The 21,950-nt window shown below is 66.9% G+C and carries 25 protein-coding genes; 15 read left to right on the top strand and 10 right to left on the bottom strand.

What is annotated here, in order from left to right; genetic code table 11:
- The first annotated feature begins 95 nt into the window (after positions 1-95).
- Complete coding sequence (locus ACE3Q6_RS14760) at positions 96-2,006, top strand: D-alanyl-D-alanine carboxypeptidase family protein (protein ID WP_374433868.1); 1,911 nt, start codon at positions 96-98, stop codon at positions 2,004-2,006.
- A 1-nt stretch (position 2,007) separates the two neighbouring features.
- Positions 2,008-2,685, top strand: a complete 678-nt coding sequence (locus tag ACE3Q6_RS14755) for a fumarylacetoacetate hydrolase family protein (protein ID WP_374433866.1) — start codon at positions 2,008-2,010, stop codon at positions 2,683-2,685.
- A gap of 84 nt (positions 2,686-2,769) precedes the next feature.
- Here ACE3Q6_RS14755 and ccoS read toward each other — a convergent pair whose 3' ends face one another.
- The 4 genes from ccoS to ccoG are packed head-to-tail and all read right to left on the bottom strand — an operon-like array spanning position 2,770 to position 7,125.
- The gene (gene ccoS, locus ACE3Q6_RS14750) at positions 2,770-2,928 is read right to left on the bottom strand and encodes a cbb3-type cytochrome oxidase assembly protein CcoS (protein ID WP_374433864.1); all 159 of its coding nucleotides are present in this window, start codon (positions 2,926-2,928) and stop codon (positions 2,770-2,772) included.
- Between the two features lie 16 nt (positions 2,929-2,944).
- Entirely contained in the window at positions 2,945-5,248 is a 2,304-nt protein-coding gene (locus ACE3Q6_RS14745) for a heavy metal translocating P-type ATPase (protein WP_374433862.1), read from the bottom strand.
- 1 nt (position 5,249) lies between these two features.
- Positions 5,250-5,702, bottom strand: a complete 453-nt coding sequence (locus ACE3Q6_RS14740) for a FixH family protein (RefSeq protein WP_374433860.1) — start codon at positions 5,700-5,702, stop codon at positions 5,250-5,252.
- Positions 5,695-7,125, bottom strand: a complete 1,431-nt coding sequence (ccoG, locus tag ACE3Q6_RS14735; RefSeq protein WP_374433858.1) for a cytochrome c oxidase accessory protein CcoG — start codon at positions 7,123-7,125, stop codon at positions 5,695-5,697. The genes ACE3Q6_RS14740 and ccoG overlap by 8 nt, the downstream gene beginning before the upstream one ends.
- Positions 7,126-7,414: 289 nt before the next feature.
- On the opposite strand from ccoG, the gene ACE3Q6_RS14730 reads away from it, so the two are divergent.
- A complete protein-coding gene (locus tag ACE3Q6_RS14730; protein ID WP_374433855.1) occupies positions 7,415-8,101 on the top strand; it encodes a DUF2270 domain-containing protein in 687 nt (228 codons plus the stop codon).
- A 9-nt stretch (positions 8,102-8,110) separates the two neighbouring features.
- Here ACE3Q6_RS14730 and ACE3Q6_RS14725 read toward each other — a convergent pair whose 3' ends face one another.
- The 5 genes from ACE3Q6_RS14725 to ccoN all read right to left on the bottom strand — a co-directional run bounded on the left by ACE3Q6_RS14725 (position 8,111) and on the right by ccoN (position 12,376).
- Entirely contained in the window at positions 8,111-8,809 is a 699-nt protein-coding gene (locus ACE3Q6_RS14725) for a DUF421 domain-containing protein (protein ID WP_374433852.1), read from the bottom strand.
- A gap of 126 nt (positions 8,810-8,935) precedes the next feature.
- Entirely contained in the window at positions 8,936-9,811 is an 876-nt protein-coding gene (ccoP, locus tag ACE3Q6_RS14720) for a cytochrome-c oxidase, cbb3-type subunit III (protein WP_374433850.1), read from the bottom strand.
- A 3-nt stretch (positions 9,812-9,814) separates the two neighbouring features.
- The gene (locus ACE3Q6_RS14715; RefSeq protein WP_374433846.1) at positions 9,815-10,012 is read right to left on the bottom strand and encodes a cbb3-type cytochrome c oxidase subunit 3; all 198 of its coding nucleotides are present in this window, start codon (positions 10,010-10,012) and stop codon (positions 9,815-9,817) included.
- Between the two features lie 10 nt (positions 10,013-10,022).
- Positions 10,023-10,766 (bottom strand): cytochrome-c oxidase, cbb3-type subunit II, encoded by a 744-nt coding sequence (ccoO, locus tag ACE3Q6_RS14710; RefSeq protein WP_374433844.1) that lies wholly within the window; start codon positions 10,764-10,766, stop codon positions 10,023-10,025.
- A gap of 11 nt (positions 10,767-10,777) precedes the next feature.
- Positions 10,778-12,376: a cytochrome-c oxidase, cbb3-type subunit I gene (gene ccoN / locus ACE3Q6_RS14705; RefSeq protein ID WP_374433842.1), complete on the bottom strand. Its 1,599-nt coding sequence runs from the start codon at positions 12,374-12,376 to the stop codon at positions 10,778-10,780.
- A 209-nt stretch (positions 12,377-12,585) separates the two neighbouring features.
- Between ccoN and ACE3Q6_RS14700 the strand changes: the two genes are divergently transcribed.
- Positions 12,586-13,431 carry a universal stress protein gene (locus ACE3Q6_RS14700; protein ID WP_374433839.1) on the top strand — a complete coding sequence of 282 codons (846 nt, stop codon included), beginning with the start codon at positions 12,586-12,588 and terminating at the stop codon, positions 13,429-13,431.
- A gap of 36 nt (positions 13,432-13,467) precedes the next feature.
- Here the strand turns inward: ACE3Q6_RS14700 and ACE3Q6_RS14695 are convergent, their stop codons facing one another.
- The gene (locus ACE3Q6_RS14695) at positions 13,468-13,842 is read right to left on the bottom strand and encodes a MerR family DNA-binding transcriptional regulator (protein ID WP_374433837.1); all 375 of its coding nucleotides are present in this window, start codon (positions 13,840-13,842) and stop codon (positions 13,468-13,470) included.
- A 107-nt stretch (positions 13,843-13,949) separates the two neighbouring features.
- Between ACE3Q6_RS14695 and ACE3Q6_RS14690 the strand changes: the two genes are divergently transcribed.
- The 11 genes from ACE3Q6_RS14690 (at position 13,950) to ACE3Q6_RS14640 (ending at position 21,950) form a co-directional block, all read left to right on the top strand.
- Positions 13,950-14,372, top strand: coding sequence for a PaaI family thioesterase (locus ACE3Q6_RS14690; protein WP_374433835.1), 423 nt, complete (start codon positions 13,950-13,952; stop codon positions 14,370-14,372).
- Positions 14,369-14,860: a PaaI family thioesterase gene (locus tag ACE3Q6_RS14685; protein WP_374433833.1), complete on the top strand. Its 492-nt coding sequence runs from the start codon at positions 14,369-14,371 to the stop codon at positions 14,858-14,860. Before ACE3Q6_RS14690 ends, ACE3Q6_RS14685 begins: the two co-directional genes overlap by 4 nt.
- Entirely contained in the window at positions 14,857-16,155 is a 1,299-nt protein-coding gene (locus ACE3Q6_RS14680; RefSeq protein ID WP_374433831.1) for an MATE family efflux transporter, read from the top strand. Before ACE3Q6_RS14685 ends, ACE3Q6_RS14680 begins: the two co-directional genes overlap by 4 nt.
- Positions 16,156-16,209: 54 nt before the next feature.
- The gene (locus tag ACE3Q6_RS14675; protein WP_374433828.1) at positions 16,210-16,665 is read left to right on the top strand and encodes a universal stress protein; all 456 of its coding nucleotides are present in this window, start codon (positions 16,210-16,212) and stop codon (positions 16,663-16,665) included.
- 140 nt (positions 16,666-16,805) lie between these two features.
- Positions 16,806-18,446 carry a phosphoethanolamine transferase gene (locus ACE3Q6_RS14670; protein WP_374433826.1) on the top strand — a complete coding sequence of 547 codons (1,641 nt, stop codon included), beginning with the start codon at positions 16,806-16,808 and terminating at the stop codon, positions 18,444-18,446.
- Positions 18,447-18,448: 2 nt separating this feature from the next.
- Positions 18,449-18,820: a diacylglycerol kinase gene (locus ACE3Q6_RS14665; protein ID WP_374433824.1), complete on the top strand. Its 372-nt coding sequence runs from the start codon at positions 18,449-18,451 to the stop codon at positions 18,818-18,820.
- Positions 18,821-18,927: 107 nt separating this feature from the next.
- Entirely contained in the window at positions 18,928-19,080 is a 153-nt protein-coding gene (locus tag ACE3Q6_RS14660; protein ID WP_374433822.1) for a hypothetical protein, read from the top strand.
- Between the two features lie 114 nt (positions 19,081-19,194).
- Complete coding sequence (locus ACE3Q6_RS14655) at positions 19,195-19,758, top strand: NifU family protein (protein WP_374433820.1); 564 nt, start codon at positions 19,195-19,197, stop codon at positions 19,756-19,758.
- Positions 19,759-19,767: 9 nt separating this feature from the next.
- Positions 19,768-20,370, top strand: coding sequence for a tRNA (adenosine(37)-N6)-threonylcarbamoyltransferase complex dimerization subunit type 1 TsaB (gene tsaB, locus ACE3Q6_RS14650; RefSeq protein ID WP_374434069.1), 603 nt, complete (start codon positions 19,768-19,770; stop codon positions 20,368-20,370).
- Entirely contained in the window at positions 20,367-20,798 is a 432-nt protein-coding gene (locus tag ACE3Q6_RS14645; RefSeq protein ID WP_374433818.1) for a GNAT family N-acetyltransferase, read from the top strand. The genes tsaB and ACE3Q6_RS14645 overlap by 4 nt, the downstream gene beginning before the upstream one ends.
- Before the next feature lie 156 nt (positions 20,799-20,954).
- A complete protein-coding gene (locus ACE3Q6_RS14640) occupies positions 20,955-21,950 on the top strand; it encodes a BMP family protein (protein WP_374433815.1) in 996 nt (331 codons plus the stop codon).

The following is a 21,950-nucleotide window of genomic DNA, read 5'->3' as shown; positions in this document are numbered from 1 at the left end:
CTCGAGGCAGAAAAAGGCACCGGAAAATCCGGGCCAGCAGGCAAAGGGTGGGCGACGTGGCATCGCTTCTCGGGCGGATTTATCACGCTATATTCTTGGCATTTGTTGTCAGCGCGGTGGTCATCACCTCTCCGCTGCAGGCCGCGCCCTTCGCGGCCATCGTCATGGACGGCCGAACCGGCGAAGTCCTGTACGAAAAGAATGCCGATACAAGGCTGCATCCGGCGTCGCTGACCAAGATGATGACGCTCTACATCACCTTCCAGGAGATCGAGGCAGGTCGCCTGACGCTGGACACCAAGGTCACCGTGACGAAATACGCGGCCTCGCAACCGCCCTCGCGCCTGGGTCTGAAGCCGGGCCAGAAGATCGCCGTGCGTTATCTGATTCGCGCTGCCGCCATCAAATCCGCGAACGACGCGGCCTCGGCGCTGGGTGACCACATCGGTGGGGATGCCGCGACCTTCGCGAAGCGGATGACCCGGACGGCCCGGCAGCTGGGGATGCACAACACGACGTTCAAGAACGCCAACGGCCTGACCGCCGAGGGCCACCTGTCGACCGCGCGGGACATGAACATTCTGGGGCGGCACCTCTTCTACGACTTCCCGCAGTATTATCACATCTTCTCGCGCCGGACGGCAGACGCCGGGGTCGCCCAGGTGAACAACACCAACACCCGCTTCCTGGACGCCTACGAAGGCGCCGACGGGATCAAGACCGGCTACACCGTGGCTGCAGGCTTCAACCTGACCGCCTCGGCCCACCGCGGCAACAAGCACGTCATCGCCACGGTCTTCGGCGGGACCTCGACCGCCAACCGCAACGCCAAGATGCGCGAGCTGATGGACATCGGCTTCGACCGCTCGAAGAACAACGTGAAGGAACAGCCCCCGGTCGCCGCAGCGGTCGAGGATGCGCTGGTCGCCGCCCTTGAGACCGGCATCGACGAGATCGACGCCGAGGGCGGTGCCGGCAAGGTCGTCCGCGTCTCGGGCGAAGTGAAGGTATCGCCGCGTCCCAGGGCCCGGCCGACGATTCCGGCCGTCCCGGACGAGGTCGTGGTCGCGATGAACGAGGGGATCGCAGACGCGCTGGCGCAGGCCACGGCGGAGCCTGCCCCCGAGGGCACGCTGGAATTCCAGGCCGAGGCAATGGTCGAAGGCGAAGCCCCCGCCGTGTCAGAGACGGAACTGGCTGCCGCCGCTGAAGCGGCTCCGGTTGCCGAGGACGTCACCTTGGCTGCGGCGGACGCGGCCACCGCTGCGCCGGTGGAACCCGGAACGCTCGAGGCGCAGGCCGTCGCGCTTGAGACTGGCGCCGCCCCGGCCGAGACAGCACTTGCCGCGCTGCCCGAGGCCGAGGCCCTGCCCGAGGTCCCGGCGGACCCGGCCCTGGCCGATCTGAAGCCGAAATCTCGCCCCGAAGAGCTTGCCGCAACCGAGGTTGCCCTTGCCGAAGCAGAGACCGCCCTTCCCGTCGAAGAGGTTGTGGTCGCCGAGGCGGTCGCCGAGCCGGAGCTCGTGGTGACCGATCCGGGAACCGAGGCGATGCCTGCGGACGACGCGGCCCCGCTTCTGGCCGAGGTTACCGAGGTCGAGACGGTCTCGGGCGCGGCCATGGTTGCGCCGGCTCCGACGGAACTTGCCGCCGCGACGATCACTGCCGCCCCGAAGCGGCAGGCCCCGATCTTCGACGCGGTGACCGAGACGGAAGAAGAGGTCGCCGCCGAAGAAAGCCAGGAGGTCGTCGTGGTGATGTCGACCTCCGGCGGCCGGCACTTCGGGGTGAACGTGGGCGAGTTCGCCTCGCGTTACGATGCCGAGAAGGCGCTTCTGAAGACCGCGCTGGCCGAGAGCGCGACCCTGAACGAGGGACTGCGCAAGACGACCCAGTCGGGCGGGGCCTGGCGGGCGAGCTTCATGGGGCTGACCGAAGAGCAGGCGGAGCTTGCCTGCCGCCGCCTCACGGCCCGCGCGATCCCCTGCGAGACGGTGGGAGGCTGACATGGTTGCTCTGGTCTTCCCCGCGCTGCCCACGGTGACCCTGCCTGTCACCGGCCGCGCCGAACGCTTCCCGGTCCGCCGCATCTTCTGCGTGGGCCGGAACTATGCCGAGCACACCCGCGAGATGGGGGGCGATCCCGAGAAGGAGGCGCCGTTCTTCTTCACGAAGCCCGCCGATGCGGTGGTCGAGAGCGGGTCCCGCATCCCCTACCCTCCCGCGACCAGCAATCTCCACCACGAGGGAGAGCTGGTGGTGGCCATCGGCAAGGGGGGCGCGATGGTCTCGGAAGAGGCGGCGGCCGCGATGATCTGGGGGCACGCCGCGGGGAATGACCTGACCCGGCGCGACCTGCAGGCCGAGGCGAAGGAACGGCGGCGGCCCTGGGACATGGCGAAGGGGTTCGACAAGTCCGCGGTGGTGGGGCCGGTGAAGCCCGGTCCGCTGGCTGACGGGAAGCTGCGCTGCCTCGTAAACGGGGCGGTGCGGCAGGAGGCGATGCTGTCGGAGATGGTCTGGTCTCCGGCGGCGATCATCGCGGCGCTGTCCCAGATGGTCAGCCTGTCGCCGGGGGACCTGATCTTCACGGGGACCCCTGCGGGGGTCGGGCCGCTGGGTCGCGGGGACACCTGCAAGGTGGAAATCGAGGGGCTGCAGTCGGCGACGGTGACGATTGCCTGAGCGTGTCCACGGTGGACAAGCGCCGCGAAAGCAATGAAATCAAGGCCTTGGCGATTTCCGTTAGGCTGGTGTTAACTTTTGATTTCAGGGCCTTGGACGGTCGTCCCAGTCCTTGATCAGGATGCGGTTCGCGTCGCCCTCGGGGTCGTCGAACTGCTTCGTGCGCATGGCCCAGAAGAAGGCCGCAAGGCCGATCCCACCAAGGAACAGCGAGACCGGGATGAGGATCGCCAAGATCTCCATTACTTCAGCCTCCCCGTCACTTTAATCTCATCGCGTTGAGGGAGACGGTGATCGACGAGAGGGACATGGCGAGCGCGGCGGCGAGCGGCGTGGCGTGGCCGATCAGCGCCAGCGGCACGGCGATGATGTTGTAGCCGCCGGAGATCAGGAAGTTCTCGATCATGCGGCGGGTGGCCTGACGGCTGATACGGGCGGCATCGGCGATGGGGGCGATGTCCTGGCCCAGGAGCACGATGTCCGAGGCGACGCGGGCGGCGTCGAGCGCCGAGGCGGGGGAGATCGAGACATGGGCAGCGGCAAGCGCGGCGGTGTCGTTGAGGCCGTCGCCGACCATGAGGACCTTGCGGCCCTCGGAGGAGAGTTGGGCGACGCGGGCGGCTTTCTCGGCCGGGAGGACCCCGGCCTGCCAGCTTGGGATGCCAAGACGGTCGGCCAGGTCGCGGACGGGGGCCTCGGCGTCTCCCGACAGGAGTTCGACCTGCATCCCGGCGGCCTTGAGCGCGGCCACGGCCTTGTCGGCGCCGGGGCGCAGGCGGTCGGTGAAGGCGAAGGCGTGAGTCTGCGTGTCGGGCCGGGTGCCCCCCACCCCCATCCCCTCCCCACGGGGGGGAGGGGAGGCGCTTGGGGTTGCGGGTGCGCGGGACTGGAGGCCGGGCGCGGGGGTCCCGGCGATGGAGAGGTAGGTGGCGGTCATCGGCAGGGGATCGGCTCCGCACCAGCCGGCGCGGCCGAGGCGGACGCGGGTGCCGTGGTATTCGCCCTCGATGCCGTGGCCGGGGACTTCGCGGATGTCGGTGACTTGCGCGGGGGCGATGCCTGCGGCTTTCGCCCCGTCGGCCAGTGCGCGAGCGAGGGGGTGGGAGGAACCAGCGGCGAGGGCAGCGGCGAGGGCCACGGCTTCCGTCGGGTGGTCGGTCAGGGCGACGGGTTCGGGGGTGCCGAGGGTCAGGGTGCCGGTCTTGTCGAAGACGACGGTGTCGACCTCGGCCAGACGCTCCAGTGCGGTGCCGTGCTTGATGAGGAGCCCCTTGCGGAAGAGGCGACCGGAGGCGGAGGTGATGACCGCCGGAACGGCCAGACCAAGGGCGCAGGGGCAGGTGATGATCAGGACGGCGGCAGAGATGTTGATCGCATAGCGCACGTCGCCGCCGGTGGCCCACATCCAGTAGCCGAAGGCGCTGAACGAGAGGATGTGGACGAGGGGCGAGTAGAGGCGCGAGGCGCGGTCGGCGAGGCTGGTGTAGCGGGTCTTGGTGCCTTCGGCGACTGCGACGAGGTCGGCCATGCGGTGGAGGCTGGACTCTTTCCCCGCGGCGGTGACTTGCACGGTCAGGGGGCCGGTCAGGTTGACCTCGCCCGCGCTGACCACGGTGCCCTGCCCTGCCGGGACGGGCAGGCTTTCGCCGGTGAGGAGGCTGCGGTCGAGTTCGGAGGCGCCGTGGAGGACGATGCCGTCGACGGGCATCCGCGCGCCGGGGCGGACGAGGACGATGTCCCCGGCAGCGACGGCGGCGATGGGGGTTTCGACTTCCTGCCCGTCGATCAGAAGGATCGCGCGGGCGACTTCGAGGGCGGCCAGTTCCTCAGCCGCCGAGCGGGCGATAGCGCGGGTGCGGTGGTCGAGGTAGCGGCCGAGGAGAAGGAAGAAGGCCAGCATCACGGCGGCGTCGAAATAGGCGTGATGGCCGGAGTTCCAGGTCTCGAAGACCGAAATCGAGGAGGCGAGGATCAGGGCGAGGCTGATCGGGACATCCATGCCGAGCTTGCCCTGCCGCAGCGAGGCCCAGGCGGATTTGAAGAAGGGTTGGCCCGCGAAGATGACGGTGGGGAGCGCGATGGCGCCGGAGATCCAGTGGAAGAGGTCCCTTGTGGCGTCCTCGGCCCCGGACCAGACGGCGACGGAGAGGAGCATGACGTTCATCATGCTGAAGAAGGCGACGCCGAGGCGCATGAGAAGCTCGCGGCCCTGACGGTCGGTCTCGGTGACCGAGAGGAGGCCTGGGTCGAGTTCGTGGGCTTCCTGGCCCTGGGCGCCGAGGACCTCGATCAGTTGCGCGGCGGTGACGTGGCCGTCGGCTTCGACTGAGACGCGCTTGAGGGTGAGGTTGACGCGGGCGGACTGGACGCCGGGGATCGCCTGGAGGGCGGCCTCGACGGTGGAGATCGACTGCGCGCCGCCGGCATTGGGCAGCGACAGGACGATGCGGCCTGCCCGTTCGGCGCGGAGCGCGGCGATGCGCTCGGCGGCGGGCACGACGACGCAGGCCGGGCAGGCGGAGGCCGGGGCGCTGCGGTTGGCGAAGTCGTCGGCGAGGGTCATGTCAACCTTTCACGAAGAGCTCGGACCGCTGTTCGAAAAGAGTGCCGTCGGCGGCGGTGGCGGTGACCTTCACCATCCACTTGCCTTTGCCAAGCGGCAGGTCGACTGCGTAAAGGTCGCCCTGGCGCTGGAAGACGGGGTAGGTGTCGAACTTCGTCTCGGTGGTGCGGCCGACAAGGACCTGCAGGTCGTTGACTTCGACCGGCAGACCGTCGGCACCATGGAACGCAAGCGTCATGCGGCCGTTTTCATAGGCCGGGGTGAGCGACCAGCCCAAGGCCTCTTGCGCGGCCTTGCGGGCGTTGAAGCCCTGGGAGGCGACGTAGGAGTTGTCGACCTCCAGCCCCGGGAAGGTGCTGACGGCCTTCACGGCCAGAACGACGTTGACCCCGATGATGACGGCGAAGGCCGAGACGGTGATGGCCAGGACGTGCTTGCCGGTCAGTTCAGTCATCGTCGTCTTCCTCTTCCTTGCCGTTGAAGATCGTATCATGGTGCACGCGGTTCGTCGTCCCCAACTCCTCGACCCAGAGGCGGACGTCGGTCCGGTCCTCGACCGCGGCGCGGGTGCCGGGGGCGGCGGTCAGGTAGACGCGCTGGGACATGGTCTCGTTCGCGGGGACGGTCACGGTAAGGCCGTCGCGGCCTTCAAGCGCCAGGGTGACGAAGGCGTCGGAGGTCACGGCGATGGTGAACTGGGCGTCTTCGCCGTGCATGTTGCGCAGGCGGATGTCGTAGGCGTTGCGGATCGAGCCGTCGGAGAGGGTGACGAAGGTCGGGTTGCGGACCGGGGTGACGTTCAGGTCGATGGGCGAGCGCAGGAAGAGCGCGACGATGAGGCCGATGCCGATGCCGGCCCAGAGGACGGTGTAGAGCATGGTCCGGACGCGGAAGACGTGGGACCAGACGGATTTCGGCGGCTGGCCGGCGCGCTCGCGGGTCTCGTCCGTCAGCGCGAGATAGCCGATCAGGTCGCGGGGCTTGCCGATCTTGTCCATCACGTCGTTGCAGGCGTCGATGCAGAGGCCGCAGGTGATGCAGGCCATCTGCTGGCCGTTGCGGATGTCGATGCCCATCGGGCAGACGTTGACGCAGGCCATGCAATCGATGCAGTCGCCGTTCCCTTCGACGTTCTGCTTGCCGCGAGGTTCGCCCCGCCAGTCGCGGTAGGCGATGGTCAGCGTGTCCTCGTCCATCATCGCGGCCTGGATGCGGGGCCAGGGGCAGGCGTAGATGCAGATCTGCTCACGCGCGAAGCCACCGAAGAAGAAGGTGGTGAGCGTGAGGATCAGCATGGTGATGTAGGCGATGGGGTGGGCCTCGCCGGTGACGAGGTCGCCCAGAAGCGTGGGTGCGTCGGTGAAGTAGAAAATCCAGGCGCCGCCGGTCGCGAGGCCGATGAGGAACCAGACCGTCCACTTGATCGCGCGCTTGCGGATCTTTTCGCCGTTCCAAGCCTGCTTGTGCAGCCGGACGCGGGCGTTGCGGTCGCCCTCGATCCAACGTTCCACAAGGATGAAGAGATCGGTCCAGACGGTCTGCGGGCAGGCGTAGCCGCACCAGACCCTTCCCGCCGCGCTGGTGAAGAGGAAGAGGCCGAGGCCCGCCATGATGAGAAGGCCCGCGACGAAGTAGAATTCGTGGGGCCAGATCTCGATCATGAAGAAGAAGAAGCGGCGGTTGGCGAGGTCTACGAGAACGGCCTGGTCGGGCAGCGAGGGACCCCGGTCCCAGCGCAGCCAGGGGGTGATGTAGTAGATGCCGAGGGTGATCCCCATGATCCACCACTTCAGCGTGCGGAACGTGCCCTTCACCCGGCGCGGGAAGACGGGCTCGCGCGCGGCATAAAGGCTGGGCGGGGAATCGGGGGTATCCAACGAAGGCTCCTTGGGCGCTGGGGCTGGTCCTGCAATCGGGCATTTGCGCGGTCAGGGCCTTGACCTGCATCAATACCGCGCAGCGCCTGACAGGTTGAATGCGGCATTGCAGCGCGAACTCGCTGTTTCGTGATCGGGAGCGGGGCCAGATTCAAGCGGCCAGCACGGTTCGCGTCGGTCCGCTGATTGCACTGGCTGGCGTTGGCCTTCTAGAAACCCATCACATGCACCGCCCGCGCGGCACCATCCACAGCGTGGAACCGTGCCCTTCGACCGGGGTTTGCAGCGGATGGAGGAGACACCGACCCAACCGCGCAAGGTCGAAGAGCTGTCGGCGGCAGAACTGGGCGCTCTGGCGCATCTTTACCGGGGCGAGGTCTATCGCAGCACGGTCTGGCGCACTCGGCTGGACACCACGACGAATTGGGCCGTGGTCACACTGGGGGTGGCGCTGTCGCTGACCTATTCCGCGCCCGATGCCTCTCCCCTGCCGCTTCTTCTTGTGGGCGTGCTGATCCTGCTGTTCCTGACGCTGGAGGCACGGCGCTACCGGTTCTTCAATGTCTGGCGCGCGCGGGCGCGGTGGATCGAGCGGCATTTCTACGTCCCGATGCTGACAGACAGCGAGGTCGAGATCGGGCAGGAATGGCGCTCGACCCTGGCCGAGGACTATCGCAATCCGAAGTATCACATCAGCCTGCCCATCGCCGTCGCGCGGCGGGTCAGGGCGAATTACCTGTGGATTCTGCTGATCCAGAGCCTGGCCTATGCGGGGAAGCTGATCGTGCATCCCGTCGCGGTCCCGTCCTTTTCGGAGTTCGTCAACCGGGCAGACATCGGCCCCCTGCCGGGCGAGGTGGTGCTGATCGCGGGGGCCGTCTACATCAGCGCGGGCATTGCGCTTGTGGTCTGGGTCAATGGCGTGGACCGCCGCCGCGCCAAGGATCGCGCGGTCCGCGGCAGCGCAATGGGCTAGGTGCCTGGGTCACTGTTCGGGTGGTGCGCCGTCATCTTCCTTTCGGGCGGCCGCCAGTTCGGTGGCGTGGCATTCCGGGCATGTGCGCTCTGACGGGTCGCGGATCAGGCCACAGTTTGCGCAGCAGGTCACCGAAGCCGCATTCAATGCCGCAGGAGGGGCAAGTTCCTGCGGAGGAACGATGGGAAGGCCCGGGCGGGCTTGGGGAAAGGGGAAGACCGACAGCTCCCCGGACGGCTCCATGAAGGCATATTCGACCTGGCCGAGGTTCCGGATCCCCTTCATCCGCAGGTGTTCCTTGACCTCGGTTGGACCGATGCCCTGCGATGCAAGGCCCGCCTGTCGAAGGTGTCCGTCCCGCAGCACCTCGGTCGGCGTGCCGTCGACGAGACGCTTGGCCCGGCTCCACTTGCGGAAGGCGATGTCGATGCCCTTGTCCGCAAGGACGACCAACAGGATCACCAGCATTGCCTGGAGGAGCGGCACGTCCGGATAGAACATCGCGTCGCCCACCGCCGAGCCCAGGGCGATGACCAGAAGGAACTCGACAACGGACATCTGCGAGATGCCGCGACCACCGACCCAGCGCAAGAGCACGACGGTCCAGAGCCAGATGATGACCACCCGGACCGCGATCTCGAGGTAGAAGAGCGCCGGGTGAGTCCCGAAGATCATGCGTTCAAGGTCGAAGGGAGTTATCTGATCCATCTGATGCTCCACGGGCCGGGAGCAACGCGGGCAGGAAAAGCGGGTTCCAGCAGATGCCACGGACCCGCAGCCGACAAAAAAGAAGGGGCCCGAAGGCCCCTTTCAGGTTCAAGGGAACCGGGGACGTCATTCCCCGCCGCCGCGACTGTGGACGTAGTAGGCCACAGCGCGGATTTCGTCTTCGGACAGGCGTTCGTTCCAGTTCGGCATGACGCCGAAGCGGGCCTTGGTCACCGTCTCGATGATCTTTTCGCGCGACCCGCCATAAAGCCAGATCGCGTCGGTCAGCTTGGGCGCGCCCTGCGTGCGGTCGCCCGAGCCGTCTTCCATGTGACAGGCGGCGCAGTTGTCGGCGAAGAGGGTTGCCCCGTCTGCCGCCAGCGCTGCGTCGTGCTCTTGCCCCGAGATGGCCAGGACATGTTCCGCCACCTGGGCGATCTGGGTTTCGTCCAAGATACCGTCCGTCCCGAAGGCCGGCATCTGCGAATAGCGGGCGTCCGGATCGGTGGTGTTGCGGATGCCATGGGTGATGGTCAGATGGATGTCCTCCATCGTGCCACCCCAGAGCCAGTCGTCGTCGAGAAGGTTCGGGTAGCCCTTGCCTTCAACCCCCGCCGCGCCCGAGCCGTGGCATTGCGCGCAGTTGGTCTTGAAGACGGCGGCCCCGGCGCGCTCGGCATAGTTCGCCAGATCCGGGTCGGCGCCGATGGCCGTCAGGTCGGCGGCCACGAGCTTTTCCTTGATCGGAGCATTGGCCGCATCCACCGCCGCGATCTCGACCGCGACGTCGGCGCGGGTCGAGGCGGCCAGAAGGCCGGGCGTCGCCTGGGTGATCAGCGGCCAGGCCGGGTAGGCGATGGTGTAGCCGATGCCCCAGACGATGGTGGCGTAGAACACCCAGACCCACCAGCGCGGGAGCGGGTTGTTGTATTCCTCGATCCCGTCCCAGGAATGGCCGGTCGTTTCCACCTGCCGCTGTTCTTTCTTGATTGGCTTGGCCATGACTCAGGCCTCCTTGCGCGAGTGGGCAGGGCGATCTGCCGCAGGACGGTCGTCGTTGCGGAAGATCGAGGTGGCGATTTCCTGGTGCTCGGCGCGCGAGCCCGGACGGAAGGCCCAGAGGCAGAGCCCGAGGAACCCAAGCGTCATGGCCAGGAGGAACCAGCTGTCCGCGATGTGCCGGAGGAAGGAATAGGTTTCCATCTTTGTCTCCTTAGCGGTTCGCCACGGGGGTGTAGGTCGAGAAGTCGACCATCGTGCCCAGGACCTGCATGTAGGCGATGAGCGCGTCCATCTCGGTCAGTTCGGGCTGGCCGTCGAAGTTGCGGACGTTGACCGGGGTGCCGAAGGCGGTCTCGCCGTAGCGTTCTTCAAGTCCCGAGGCGTCTCCCAGCGGGTCGGCCTGCGCGGTGAAGTCGGCAAGGGCGCTTTCCACCATCTCGTCGGTGTAGGGCACGCCGGTCATCCGGTTCGTCGCGACGACGTCCTGGATGTACTTCCCGTCGATGATGTTGTTCGCAAGGAAGCCGTAGGGCGGCATCACCGATTCCGGGACGACGGACTTGGCGTTGGTGAAGTGGTCCTGGTGCCATTCGTCCGAGTAGCGGCCGCCGACGCGGGCGAGGTCCGGGCCGGTGCGCTTGGAGCCCCACTGGAAGGGCCGGTCGTACATGGATTCCGCCGCGAGGGAGTAGTGGCCGTAGCGTTCGACCTCGTCCCGCATCGGGCGGATCATCTGGCTATGGCAGCCGTAGCAGCCTTCGCGGATGTAGATGTTCCGGCCGGCGAGTTCGAGGGGGGTGTAGGGGCGGACGCCCTCCACCTTCTCGATGGTGTTTTCCAGGTAGAACAGGGGAACGATCTGCACGATCCCGCCGATGGTCACGACGAGGAGGCTGAGGATCATCAGCAGCGTCGCGTTGGTCTCGATGACCTTGTGCTTGTCGAGAAAAGCCATTGTCTTGGTCCTTATTCAGCCGGAACGGCAGAGTTCTGGGTGGCCCGGGCGGGTTGCGCCCGGACGGTCATCCAGAGGTTCCAGCACATGATCAGCGCGCCCGTCAGGAACAGCCCGCCACCGGCAGCCCGCACCACGTACATCGGGAACTTCGCGGCCACCGTGTCGGCGAAGGCGTTCACGAGGAAGCCGTTCGCGTCGACTTCACGCCACATCAGGCCTTCCATGATGCCCGTGACCCACATGGCCGAGGCGTAGAGGACGATCCCGATGGTCGCGAGCCAGAAGTGCCAGCTGACGAGTTTGAGGGAGTAGAGCCCCTCGCGGTTCCAAAGGCGCGGGACCAGGTAGTAGAGGACGCCGAAGGTGATCATGCCGTTCCAGCCCAAGGCGCCGGAGTGGACGTGGCCGATGGTCCAGTCGGTGTAGTGGCTCAGCGAGTTGACGGCCTTGATCGACATCATCGGGCCTTCGAAGGTCGACATGCCGTAGAAGCCGATGGAGACGACCATCATCCGGATGATCGGGTCGGTCCTCAGCTTGTCCCAGGCGCCGGACAGGGTCATCAGACCGTTGATCATCCCGCCCCAGGAAGGCATCCACAGGATCACCGAGAAGACCATGCCCAGGGTCGAGGCCCAGTCCGGCAGCGCGGTGTAGTGCAGGTGGTGCGGACCCGCCCAGATGTAGAGGAAGATCAGCGCCCAGAAGTGGATGATCGACAGCTTGTAGCTGAAGACGGGACGTTCTGCCTGTTTCGGGACGAAGTAGTACATCATCCCCAGGAAGCCTGCGGTCAGGAAGAAGCCCACGGCGTTGTGGCCGTACCACCACTGCACCATCGCGTCCTGCACGCCCGAGTAGAGCTGGACCTGGGCCGAGCCGAAGATCGACACCGGGATCGCGGCGTTGTTCACCAGGTGAAGCATCGCCACGGTCAGGATCATCGAGAGAAGGAACCAGTTCGCCACGTAGATGTGGGGCTCTTTCCGCTTGAAGAGGGTGCCCATGAAGGCGATCAGGAAGGCGACCCAGACCACGGTGATCAGGATGTCGACGTACCAGACGGGTTCGGCATATTCCTTGCCCTGGCTTGCGCCGAGGACATAGCCGGTCGCGGCCAGCACGATCACCAGCTGCCAGCCCCAGAACACGAACCAGCCCAAGGAGCCGCCGAAAAGGCGTGCCGCGCTGGTGCGCTGGACGATGTAGAAGGACGACATGATCAGCGCGTTGCCGCCAAAGGCGAAGATCACCGCGCTGGTGTGCAGGGGACGCAGGCGACCGAAGTTGCCGTAGCCCTGCAGGAATTCGAAGTTCAGCTGCGGGAAGGCAAGCTGCAGCGCGATGACGACCCCGACGAGGAAGCCAACGGCCCCCCAGAAGGCGGTGGCAATCGCGCCGGCGCGCACCACGCCGTCGAAATATTCATGCTGAAGGTTCGGCTTCGGATCTCCCGCCGTCCGAACCACCCAGAGAAAGGCGATGCCCGCGGCAAGCATCACGGTAATCGCGTTGACCTGATACGCCAGGTCATGGGCGTAGTTGGCCGCGATCGCGGCACAGACCGCGACGAGGCCAAGCCCTGCCAGTTTAAGGTAATCCCACATGGTTAGCGTCCCTTCGTCCTGTCTTGGCGGTCAGGCCCCCAGGACGATTCGGGGGGACAGCCGCAGCTTTCGACAGGGTGACTTCTGCGGCGCAGCGGGCTTTCCCGCCTTGATCTGGGTCAACCGTTGTCCAGGGGGGCTTTGACCTCGGTCAAGGCGCGGGAGTGCCGGGGGCGCATGATGGGCCATCAGCTTCAAGGGAGACCCCCATGGCCTACAAATCCCTATTGACCGTTGCCGCCTCGACCGAGGGCGTGCTTGAGACCGTCACTGCGGCCGCCGGAATCGCGCAGGCGATGGACGCGCATCTGGACGCGCTGGCCCTTGGAGTGGATCGCACCCAGATCGGCTATTCCTATGTGGGCTCGGGCGCGGTGGTGATCGCCGCCGCGATGGACCGCGCCGAAGCCGAGGCCCGCGAGGCCGAAGCGGCGCTGAACGCGGCCATCGGTGCCCAGACCTCGGCCTTGCGGTCGTCGGTGGAATCGGTGGTGACGCAGCTAGGCGCACTGACCGATGTCGTCGCAGCGCGCGCCCGGTATTCCGACCTGGTGGTCCTGCCCTTGCCCTATGGCAAGTCGCGCGGTGTCGAGGATGAGGCGGTGACCGAAGCCGCGCTTTTCGAGGGAATGGCCCCGGTCCTGATCGTTCCATCGTCGGGGATGCGCACGCCGCAGCCGAAGCGGATCATCCTGGCCTGGAACCAGAGCCGAGAGTCGCTGGTCGCCGCGCGCCGGGCAATGCCCTTCCTGAAGCGCGCCGACATGGTGCAGATCGTGGTCATCGACCCGCCGTCCCACGGGCCGGAACGGTCGGACCCCGGCGGGCTTCTCTGCCAGCTTCTGGTCCGCCACGGCGTGAAGGCCGAGGTCTCGGTCCTGGCCCGCACCCTGCCCCGCATCTCGGACGTCCTTGCGCGCCAGGCACGGGATGTCGATGCGGACATGCTGGTCATGGGCGCCTACGGCCACAGCCGGTTCCGCGAGGCGATCCTGGGCGGAGCGACCCGCGACATGCTGGAAAAGTCGGAAGTGCCGGTTTTCCTGGCGCACTGACCCAAGGTGGACGGCCCGACCCCAGCGGGCCGTCCGCTAAAGCTTGTCCAGCTCGGCCACCGCCGTCTCGCGCAGCGCGCGGAGGTCCGCGATCGAGGCGTCAAGTTCGGCCTTCTGCTTGTCCAGCGCGACAAGCTGGCGGTCGGCAAGCTGCAGCCAGGCCTCAAGCTGCGGTCGTTCGCCCTTCTTGCCATAAATCAGCAGCCACTGGCGGATCTCCTCGAGCGAGAAGCCGAACCTGCGCCCACGCAGGATCAGCTTCATCCGCGCCACCTCGCGCGGGCCGTAGAAGCGGGACCGGCCTTCCCGCTCGGGCGCCAGAAGCTCGATGTATTCGTAATAGCGCAGCGTGCGCGGGGTCACGTCGAACCTGGCGCACATCTCCTTGAAGCTGAGGCGGGTCTCGGTCATGCGCGGCACCTCCCGCGGGCAGACTAGGGTTGAGCCGGGATTGGTGCAACAGGGTCGGGGGTTGCCTTCCCCCGGCACCGGCGGTTTGATGCAGGTCCGGAGGCCCCATGCCCGATATCGAGACCATCGCCCGACAGTTCATCCAGGCCCTGCCGCACAGCCATGCCCTTGGAATGCGGCTGGAATCGATCCACGTGGGCGTGGCCACGATCTCGATGCCCTATGACGTCCGGCTGATCGGGGATCCGTCGACCGGGGTGATCCACGGGGGCGCGGTCTCGGCGCTGATGGACACGGCCTGCGGCGCGGCGGTGATGAGCCATCCGCAGGCGGGGTTTTCCACGGCGACGCTGGATCTTCGGATCGACTACATGCGGCCTGCGACGGCGGGGCAGACGATCCGGGCTCGGGCCGAGTGTCACCATGTCACCCGGTCGGTGGCCTTTGTGCGGGCTGTTGCCACGGACGACGACGAAAGCCGTCCGGTGGCGATGGCGACCGGCGCCTTCACGGTGGAGCGCAAGGGATGAAGGCGCCGGAACCCGTGCATGTCATCAAGCGGCGGCGCGAGGCGCTGTTGCGGAGCCTGGTCGAGGGCGTGCCCTACATCCAGTTCCTGGGTGTCCAGTTCGACCGGCGGGGGGATGAGCTGACGGCGGTTCTGCCGTTCCGCGACGACCTGATCGGGAACCCCCGGCTGCCCGCGCTGCACGGCGGGGCGACGGCGGCCTTCCTGGAGATCGCAGCGCTGATCGAGTTGTCGTGGTCGACGCTCTGGGACGGGGTGGAAAGCGAGGGGGCGCTACCCGAAGGTCCCTTGAAGTTGCCGAAGACCATCGATTTCACCGTGGACTACCTGCGCGCAGGGTTGCCGCGGGACGCCTATGCCCGGGCGCGGGTGAACCGGTCGGGGCGGCGCTATGCGTCGGTGCATGTCGAGGCCTGGCAGGACAACCGCGCGCGGCTTTTCGCGCAGGCGACGGGCCATTTCCTGATGCCGCCGGTCAAGGCGGAATGACCGAGGTCACCCACGCCCGGATGTGGCGGATCGCCGGGCCGATCGTCTTGTCGAATGCCACGGTGCCGCTTCTGGGCGCGGTGGATACGGGCGTGGTGGGACAGCTTGGGCAGGCGGCTCCCATTGGGGCGGTGGGCCTGGGCGCGGTGATCCTGGCGACGGTCTACTGGGTCTTCGGCTTCCTGCGGATGGGGACGAGCGGGCTGGCCGCACAGGCGCAAGGCGCGGGCGACGGGGCGGAACGGGCGGCGGTCCTGATGCGGGCGCTGATCGTGGGGCTTGGCGCGGGGTTGGCGCTGATCCTCTTGCAGCTGGCGCTGGTGGCGGGGGCCTTCACGCTGGCCCCGGCGAGTGCGGAGGTCGAGAGCCTGACCCGGCAGTATCTCGCGATCCGCATCTGGGGCGCGCCTGCGACCATCGCGCTGTATGCCGTCACCGGCTGGCTGGTGGGGGTAGAGCGGACGCGGGCGGTTTTCCTGCTGCAGCTCTGGATCAACGGCGTGAACATCCTTCTTGACCTGTGGTTCGTGCTGGGCCTTGGGTGGGGGGTCCCGGGGGTGGCGGCGGCGACGCTGATTGCCGAGTGGACGGGGCTGGCCTTTGGCCTGTGGTTCTGCCGCGACGCCTTCGGCCCGGTGCTGGCGGCGGCCTGGGGGCGACTGGGGGACCGGGTGGCGCTGGTCAGGATGTTCGCGGTGAACCGGGACATCATGATCCGGTCCGTGGCCTTGCAGCTGTGCTTCACCGCCTTCGTCTTCCTGGGCGCGCGGCACGGGGACGTCACGCTGGCGGCGAACCAGGTGCTGCTGCAGTTCCTGGGGATCCTGTCCTATGCGCTGGACGGGTTCGCCTTCGCCGCCGAGACTCTGGTCGGCCAGGCCATCGGGGCGAAGGCCGCGCGGGAGGTGCGGCAGGCGGTGCGGCTGGCGCTGATGTGGACGTTCTGGAGCGGGGTGGTCCTGGGGCTTGGCTTCTGGCTGGCGGGGCCCTGGCTGATCGACCTGATGGCGACGGCCCCCGACGTGAGGGCCGAGGCGCGGCATTACCTGCCCTGGATCGTCGCGGCCCCGATCTTCGGCGCGCTGGCCTGGGCCTATGACGGCATCTATATCGGCGCGCTTCTGACGCAGGAGATGCGGCGGCTGATGCTGATCGCGGCGGGGGCCTACGTGGTGGCGCTGGGGGTCACCTGGCCCTTGGGAAACCACGGGCTTTGGGCGGCGATGATGGTCCTCTTCGCCGTGCGAAGCGTGCTGATGCACCGGAACAGTCCGAAGGTCGCAGCGCTTGCGTGAGGCTTGCCTTCCCGGTGCGGGCCGGGCGATATTGCGCGACCAAAGGGGAGAGACATGCGGAAATTCCTGGTCGTGCTGGACGACAGCCGCGAATGCCTGAACGCGATGCGCTTCGCGGCGCTGCGGGCGGCCCATACCGGGGGCGGGGTCACGATCCTGTCCATCGTCCCGCCGGACGAGTTCCAGACCTGGGTGGGCGTGGCCGACCTGATGCGGGCCGAGGCGCGCGAACGGATCGAGGCGCATTTCGAGGTCTTCGCCAAATGGATGCGCGACAAGCAGGGGGTGAACCCGGAACTCGTGATCCGCGAGGGCGACCCGGTGGTCGAGATCCTGGCCCAGGTGAACCAGGATCCGGAGATCGGCGTCCTCGTCCTGGGCGCGGGCACCGACAAGTCCGGCCCAGGACCCCTGGTTACGGCGCTGAGCCGGAACTCGGGCAACCTGCCGATCCCGATCACGATCGTCCCCGGCGACATGTCCAAGGAACGGCTGGAGAGCATTACCTGATCGCCGCAAGCCCGGCCCGGGTGCCGGCACGCGCAGGCTGAGCCTGACCGCATTAAGCCGCTGCTTACAGCCAGACCTGTGCCGCACGTATATGTGGGCGGGGCCGGGCCGCGCCCGTCCGGTGCGACACGGACCTTCTCATGACCGACACACCGACCACCCCGCCGAGCAGCAGCCGCCCGGGCCTGACCCCTCTGGTGCTGAACCTGGCGGTGACGACCTTCCTCTTCGCGCTGTGCAACGCCACCTTCTGGGGGCACCTTCTGCGCATCTTCGAAGGCCGTATGCTTCTGGGCATCGTCTGCGCCGGGGCGATCTTTGCGCTTCTGTTCCTGGTGGTCTCGCTGCTTGCGGTGCGATGGGTGCAAAAGCCGGCGCTGGTCGCCCTTCTGATGATCGCGGCCGCAAGCTCGTACTATGCCGACAAGCTGGGCGTGATCGTCGACCGCGAGATGATCCAGAACGCGATGACGACGACCTTCGCGGAATCGCGTCACCTGATCACCGCCGATTTCCTGACGCATATGGGGCTCTACGGCCTTCTGCCCTCGGTGCTGGTGCTTTGGGTGCGGGTTCGCCGGCAGAGCCTCTTGCGGGGCATCGGCGTCTGGGCCCTGTCCATCGTCGGTTCCGTCGCGCTGGTGGTCGGCCTTCTTTACATCGACCTGCAGACCTTCATGCCGGTCTTCCGTGAGCAGAAAGAGCTTCTGGCCTCGGTCCAGCCGCTGGCACCGATCGCGGGCGGGCTGCGCTATGCGAAGATGATGCTGAAATCGACGACGATCGTCGTGACCCCGACCGGCACCGACGCTGCGCCGGGCAGGTTCCTTGCCGCCGTGGACAAGCCGGTGCTGATGGTGATCGTCGCGGGCGAGACCTCGCGCGCGGCGAACTGGTCGCTGGGCGGCTACGCGCGCCCGACGAACCCCGAGCTGGCCAAGCGGGACATCGTCTATTTCACCGACACCACAAGCTGCGGCACGGCCACGGCGACCTCGCTGCCCTGCATGTTCTCGCCGCTGACGAAGGCCGAATACTCCTATCAGGGCGGGCTCGAGAACGAGAACCTGCTGGATGTGCTGGCCCGCGCTGGCTTCGACGTCGAATGGTGGGACAACAACACCGGCGACAAGGACATCGCCACGCGGCTTACTGCGCGCAAGATGGTCGCGGCGGACGGGCCAGAGTTCTGCGATCCGGAATGCACCGACGAGGTCTTCCTGAAGGGACTGGAGGAAAAGGCCGCGACGATCACCCGCAACACCGTGATCGTGCTGCACCAGATCGGCAGCCACGGACCAAGCTACTATCTGCGTTACCCGGCGGAGCGCGAGGTTTTCGCGCCGGCCTGCAAGACCCCGCAGCTGGGCGACTGCTCCGACGAAGAGATCGTCAACGCCTATGACAATACCATCGCGTTCACCGATCTCATGCTGGCCACGATCATCGACCGGCTCGACGCGCAGGACCGGGTGATCCCGGCGATGTTCTACGCCTCGGACCATGGCGAAAGCCTTGGCGAGAACGGCATCTACCTGCACGGCGCCCCGGACTTCATGGCCCCGCGCGAGCAGACGCATGTCCCGATGCTGTTCTGGATGTCGGAGCGGTTCCGTGCCAGTCTGGGCCTTGACCGGGACTGCCTGAGAGCCAGGGCGGCAGACCCGGTCAGCCATGACAACATGTTCTCGACGGTGCTGGGAATGGTGGATGTGACGACGACGGCGGTGGATGCGACGCTGGACCTGGCGGGGACCTGCCGTCAGACGGCGACGGGCTGAGGATGACGGTGCAGGAAAAACCGCCGCGCAAGTCGGGGGTAGCGCATTTCTTCGCCGCCGCGGGCTATTCGCTGGGCGGATTGCAGCGCCTGTCGCGGGAAAGCGCTTTCCGGCAGGAGTTGGCGCTGATCGCGGGGCTACTGGTCGTGCTGGTGGTTTTCGGGGCTTCGGTCCCCGAGCTTCTGGGGCTGCTGGCGCTGGGTCTGGCGCTGATCGCGGTCGAGGCGCTGAACACCGCGCTCGAGGTGCTGGTCGATCATCTGTCGCCGGGGTGGTCGCAGTTTGCCAAGGAAGCCAAGGACCTTGGTTCGCTGGCGGTGGCCTGCACCATCGGGGTCCTCTTGACCTATGCGGCCGTCGTCCTGATCTGGTAGCCCATGCTGCGGCTGCATTGCCGCCATGCGGCTATAGGCGTTGGGGCGGGCTGCGGTCGCCTCTATCTTGGGGGTCGGGAGGACTTCTTCCGAAAGGCCCCAGATCCATGTCCGTGCATCCGTTCCTGAACCGCAAGCCGCAATCTTCCGGCCCGATCGAGCCCTATTTCCAGGCCGAGCCGGCCTCCCCTGCCCCGCGTCTGCGTCCGCTGACGGCGCTGGAGCAGATGTACGCCTACTGGGGGTCCGACCGCGCCTGACCGTAAGGTGGGCGGTTTCGCCCACCCTCCTTCCGCGCCCAGTTTAGAACCGTTCCAGACTTGACGTCGTCGCCCCGAAGGCGCATATCCGAGTGGAATAGTCGGAGACTTCAGATGTTCATCCAGACCGAATCCACGCCGAACCCCGCGACGCTGAAATTCCTGCCCGGCCAGACCGTGCTGGAGCTTGGCACCGCCGATTTCCCCTCGGCCGAGGCCGCGGCCAAGTCGCCGCTGGCCAAGCGCATCTTCGCGGCGGGCGGCGTGACCGGCGTCTTCTTCGGCACCGATTTCGTCACCGTCACCAAGGCCGACGACGTCGACTGGGCCCATATCAAGCCGCAGATCCTGGGCGCGATCATGGAGCATTACCAGTCGGGCGCGCCGGTGATCGAGGGCGAGGGCGCAACGGGTGGCGGCCATGCCGAGCACACCGGCGAAGATGGCGACATCGTCCGCCAGATAAAGGAGCTTCTGGACACCCGCGTCCGGCCCGCCGTGGCTCAGGATGGCGGCGACATCACGTTCCACGGTTTCGACCGTGGGGTCGTCTACCTGCACATGCAGGGCGCCTGCGCGGGCTGCCCGTCCTCGACCCTGACCTTGAAGATGGGGATCGAGAACCTTCTGCGGCACTACATCCCGGAAGTGCTGGAAGTCCGGCCCGTCGCGGCCTGATCTTTCGTGCTGCTGCCGATCCTGGCCTTCGACACTTCGGCCGCGCATTGCGCGGCCGCTTTGCTTCTGCCCGGCCGCGTGATCCAGCGGGTCGAGCAGATGGAGAAGGGCCAGGCCGAGCGACTGATCCCGCTTCTGGAAGAGCTGCTCGCCGAGGGCGGCATCGGCTGGGCTGATCTGAAGGCGCTGGCGGTGGGGACGGGGCCGGGGAACTTCACCGGCGTCCGGATCTCGGTGGCGGCAGCGCGGGGGCTGGCCTTGGGCCTGGGCATCCCGGCGGTGGGTGTCACGCGGCTTGAGGCCCTGGCCTACGGGTTGCCACGGCCCCTGGTGGTGATCGAGGACGCCAAGCGCGGGCAGGTCTATGTCCAGCTTTTCACGCACCAGGGTCCCGGTACGGCGCATCTGGCGGATCGCGTCGTCCCGGCCTGCGCGGCCACCGGCTCGGCCGCGGGCGATGCGGCCCTGCCCCCGGCCGTGCCGCTCGCCGAAGCCATCGCGCGCATCGGCGCGGACCGGGCGGGAACGCCGCAGCCCCGCCCGGCCCCGTTCTACCTGCGCGGGGCAGATGCCGCCCCGCCCTCGGATCCGCCGCCGGTGATCCTGCCGTGACGCCCGAGGCGCTTGCCGCGCTCCACGCCCGATGCTTCCGCGCGCCGCCACCGTGGAGCGCTGCGGACTTCGCCGGCCTCCTGTCCGATCCACTGGTCTTCCTGCTGGTCGAGGGCGATGCCGGGTTCCTTCTGGGCCGCGCCGTTGCCGGGGAGGCGGAGCTTCTGACCCTTGCCGTCGCCCCCGAGGCGCGTCGGCTGGGTCTTGGGCGCAAGCTGGTCGCCCGGTTTCTTTACCAGGCGCAGCTTCGGGGGGCCGTTCGGGCCTTCCTGGAGGTCCGCGCGGACAATGACCCGGCCATTGCACTTTACGAATCAGCGGGCTTTGCCGCGGCCGGTCGCAGGCGGGGCTACTACCTTGGGCAGGACGGCAGCCGCACCGATGCGCTGGTTCTGGCGCGGGAACTGGCAGCCGCACCGTCGCAGTGAAAAAGTTTGACCAAAGGGTCAAGTTGCCGCAAGGGCGGAACAGAATCCGGCTTGACCCCCATGCGGCCTTCGCCACTAATCAGGTCATGTAACCGCCCGCGACCGGGATGACCGGCGGACAGGGCGGCAGGGTCTTTATCAACCGGGAGATAACCCATGACTCTTATGAAATCCCTTGCCGGGGCCACCTGCGCATTTGCCCTTTTCGCGGGCGTCGCGTCGGCGGAACCTGCGATCATCTTCGACCTTGGCGGCAAGTTCGACAAATCCTTCAACGAGGCCGCCTTCAACGGTGCGACCCGTTGGGCCGAGGAAACCGGCGGGACGTTCAAGGAACTGGAAATGCAGGACGAGGCCCAGCGTGAGCAGGCGCTGCGTCGCCTGGCCGAAGCGGGCGCCAACCCCGTCGTCATGACCGGCTTCGCCTTCGGCGACGTGCTGAACAAAGTCGCTCCCGACTTTCCGGATACCAAGTTCGCGATCATCGACATGGTCGTGGAACAGCCGAACGTGAAGTCGGTCGTCTATAGCGAGCATGAAGGGTCCTATCTGGTTGGCATGATGGCGGGTCTTGCCACCAAGACCGGCACTGTCGGCTTCATCGGCGGCATGGACATCCCGCTGATCCGCAAGTTTGGCTGTGGTTACGCCCAAGGAGTGAAGGCGGTTAAACCCGATGCAACCATCATCAACAATTTCACCGGTTCAACCCCTGCCGCTTGGAATGACCCTGTAAAGGGTGCGGAACTCGCTAAGGGACAGAAGGCACAGGGCGCAGACGTGATCTATGCCGCTGCCGGAAACACGGGAGTTGGCGTGCTGCAAGCCGCAGCAGATGAGGGCATTTTGTCCATTGGCGTCGACAAGAACCAGAACCATTTGCACCCCGGCTCCGTGCTGACCTCGATGCTGAAGCGCGTGGACAATGCCGTCTACGAGGCCTTCAAGGAAGGCGAGAACCTGACCCCCGGCATCAACGTCATGGGTCTGGCGAACGACGGCGTGGGCTATGCGATGGACGAGAACAACGCCTCGCTCGTCACGCCCGAAATGCAGGCCAAGGTCGACGAGGCCGCCGCCAAGATCAAGTCGGGCGAGCTCGTGGTCCACGACTACATGTCGGACAACACCTGCCCGGCCGCCACGTTCTGA

The sequence above is a fragment of the Tabrizicola sp. genome (assembly GCF_041913445.1).
Taxonomy (GTDB): domain Bacteria; phylum Pseudomonadota; class Alphaproteobacteria; order Rhodobacterales; family Rhodobacteraceae; genus Tabrizicola.
The sequence above is the reverse complement of the archived record's forward strand: the minus strand, read 5'-3'. Positions and strand labels throughout refer to the sequence as shown.

Coding starts and splice junctions, on each gene's coding strand:
- ACE3Q6_RS14755 (WP_374433866.1), top strand. CDS start 2,008: ATGGTTGCTCTGGTCTTCCCCGCGCTGCCCACGGTGACCCTGCCTGTC.
- ccoS (WP_374433864.1), bottom strand. CDS start 2,928: ATGGAGATCTTGGCGATCCTCATCCCGGTCTCGCTGTTCCTTGGTGGG.
- ACE3Q6_RS14745 (WP_374433862.1), bottom strand. CDS start 5,248: ATGACCCTCGCCGACGACTTCGCCAACCGCAGCGCCCCGGCCTCCGCC.
- ACE3Q6_RS14740 (WP_374433860.1), bottom strand. CDS start 5,702: ATGACTGAACTGACCGGCAAGCACGTCCTGGCCATCACCGTCTCGGCC.
- ACE3Q6_RS14730 (WP_374433855.1), top strand. CDS start 7,415: ATGGAGGAGACACCGACCCAACCGCGCAAGGTCGAAGAGCTGTCGGCG.
- ACE3Q6_RS14725 (WP_374433852.1), bottom strand. CDS start 8,809: ATGGATCAGATAACTCCCTTCGACCTTGAACGCATGATCTTCGGGACT.
- ccoP (WP_374433850.1), bottom strand. CDS start 9,811: ATGGCCAAGCCAATCAAGAAAGAACAGCGGCAGGTGGAAACGACCGGC.
- ACE3Q6_RS14715 (WP_374433846.1), bottom strand. CDS start 10,012: ATGGAAACCTATTCCTTCCTCCGGCACATCGCGGACAGCTGGTTCCTC.
- ccoO (WP_374433844.1), bottom strand. CDS start 10,766: ATGGCTTTTCTCGACAAGCACAAGGTCATCGAGACCAACGCGACGCTG.
- ccoN (WP_374433842.1), bottom strand. CDS start 12,376: ATGTGGGATTACCTTAAACTGGCAGGGCTTGGCCTCGTCGCGGTCTGT.
- ACE3Q6_RS14700 (WP_374433839.1), top strand. CDS start 12,586: ATGGCCTACAAATCCCTATTGACCGTTGCCGCCTCGACCGAGGGCGTG.
- ACE3Q6_RS14695 (WP_374433837.1), bottom strand. CDS start 13,842: ATGACCGAGACCCGCCTCAGCTTCAAGGAGATGTGCGCCAGGTTCGAC.
- ACE3Q6_RS14690 (WP_374433835.1), top strand. CDS start 13,950: ATGCCCGATATCGAGACCATCGCCCGACAGTTCATCCAGGCCCTGCCG.
- ACE3Q6_RS14685 (WP_374433833.1), top strand. CDS start 14,369: ATGAAGGCGCCGGAACCCGTGCATGTCATCAAGCGGCGGCGCGAGGCG.
- ACE3Q6_RS14680 (WP_374433831.1), top strand. CDS start 14,857: ATGACCGAGGTCACCCACGCCCGGATGTGGCGGATCGCCGGGCCGATC.
- ACE3Q6_RS14675 (WP_374433828.1), top strand. CDS start 16,210: ATGCGGAAATTCCTGGTCGTGCTGGACGACAGCCGCGAATGCCTGAAC.
- ACE3Q6_RS14670 (WP_374433826.1), top strand. CDS start 16,806: ATGACCGACACACCGACCACCCCGCCGAGCAGCAGCCGCCCGGGCCTG.
- ACE3Q6_RS14665 (WP_374433824.1), top strand. CDS start 18,449: ATGACGGTGCAGGAAAAACCGCCGCGCAAGTCGGGGGTAGCGCATTTC.
- ACE3Q6_RS14660 (WP_374433822.1), top strand. CDS start 18,928: ATGTCCGTGCATCCGTTCCTGAACCGCAAGCCGCAATCTTCCGGCCCG.
- ACE3Q6_RS14655 (WP_374433820.1), top strand. CDS start 19,195: ATGTTCATCCAGACCGAATCCACGCCGAACCCCGCGACGCTGAAATTC.
- ACE3Q6_RS14640 (WP_374433815.1), top strand. CDS start 20,955: ATGACTCTTATGAAATCCCTTGCCGGGGCCACCTGCGCATTTGCCCTT.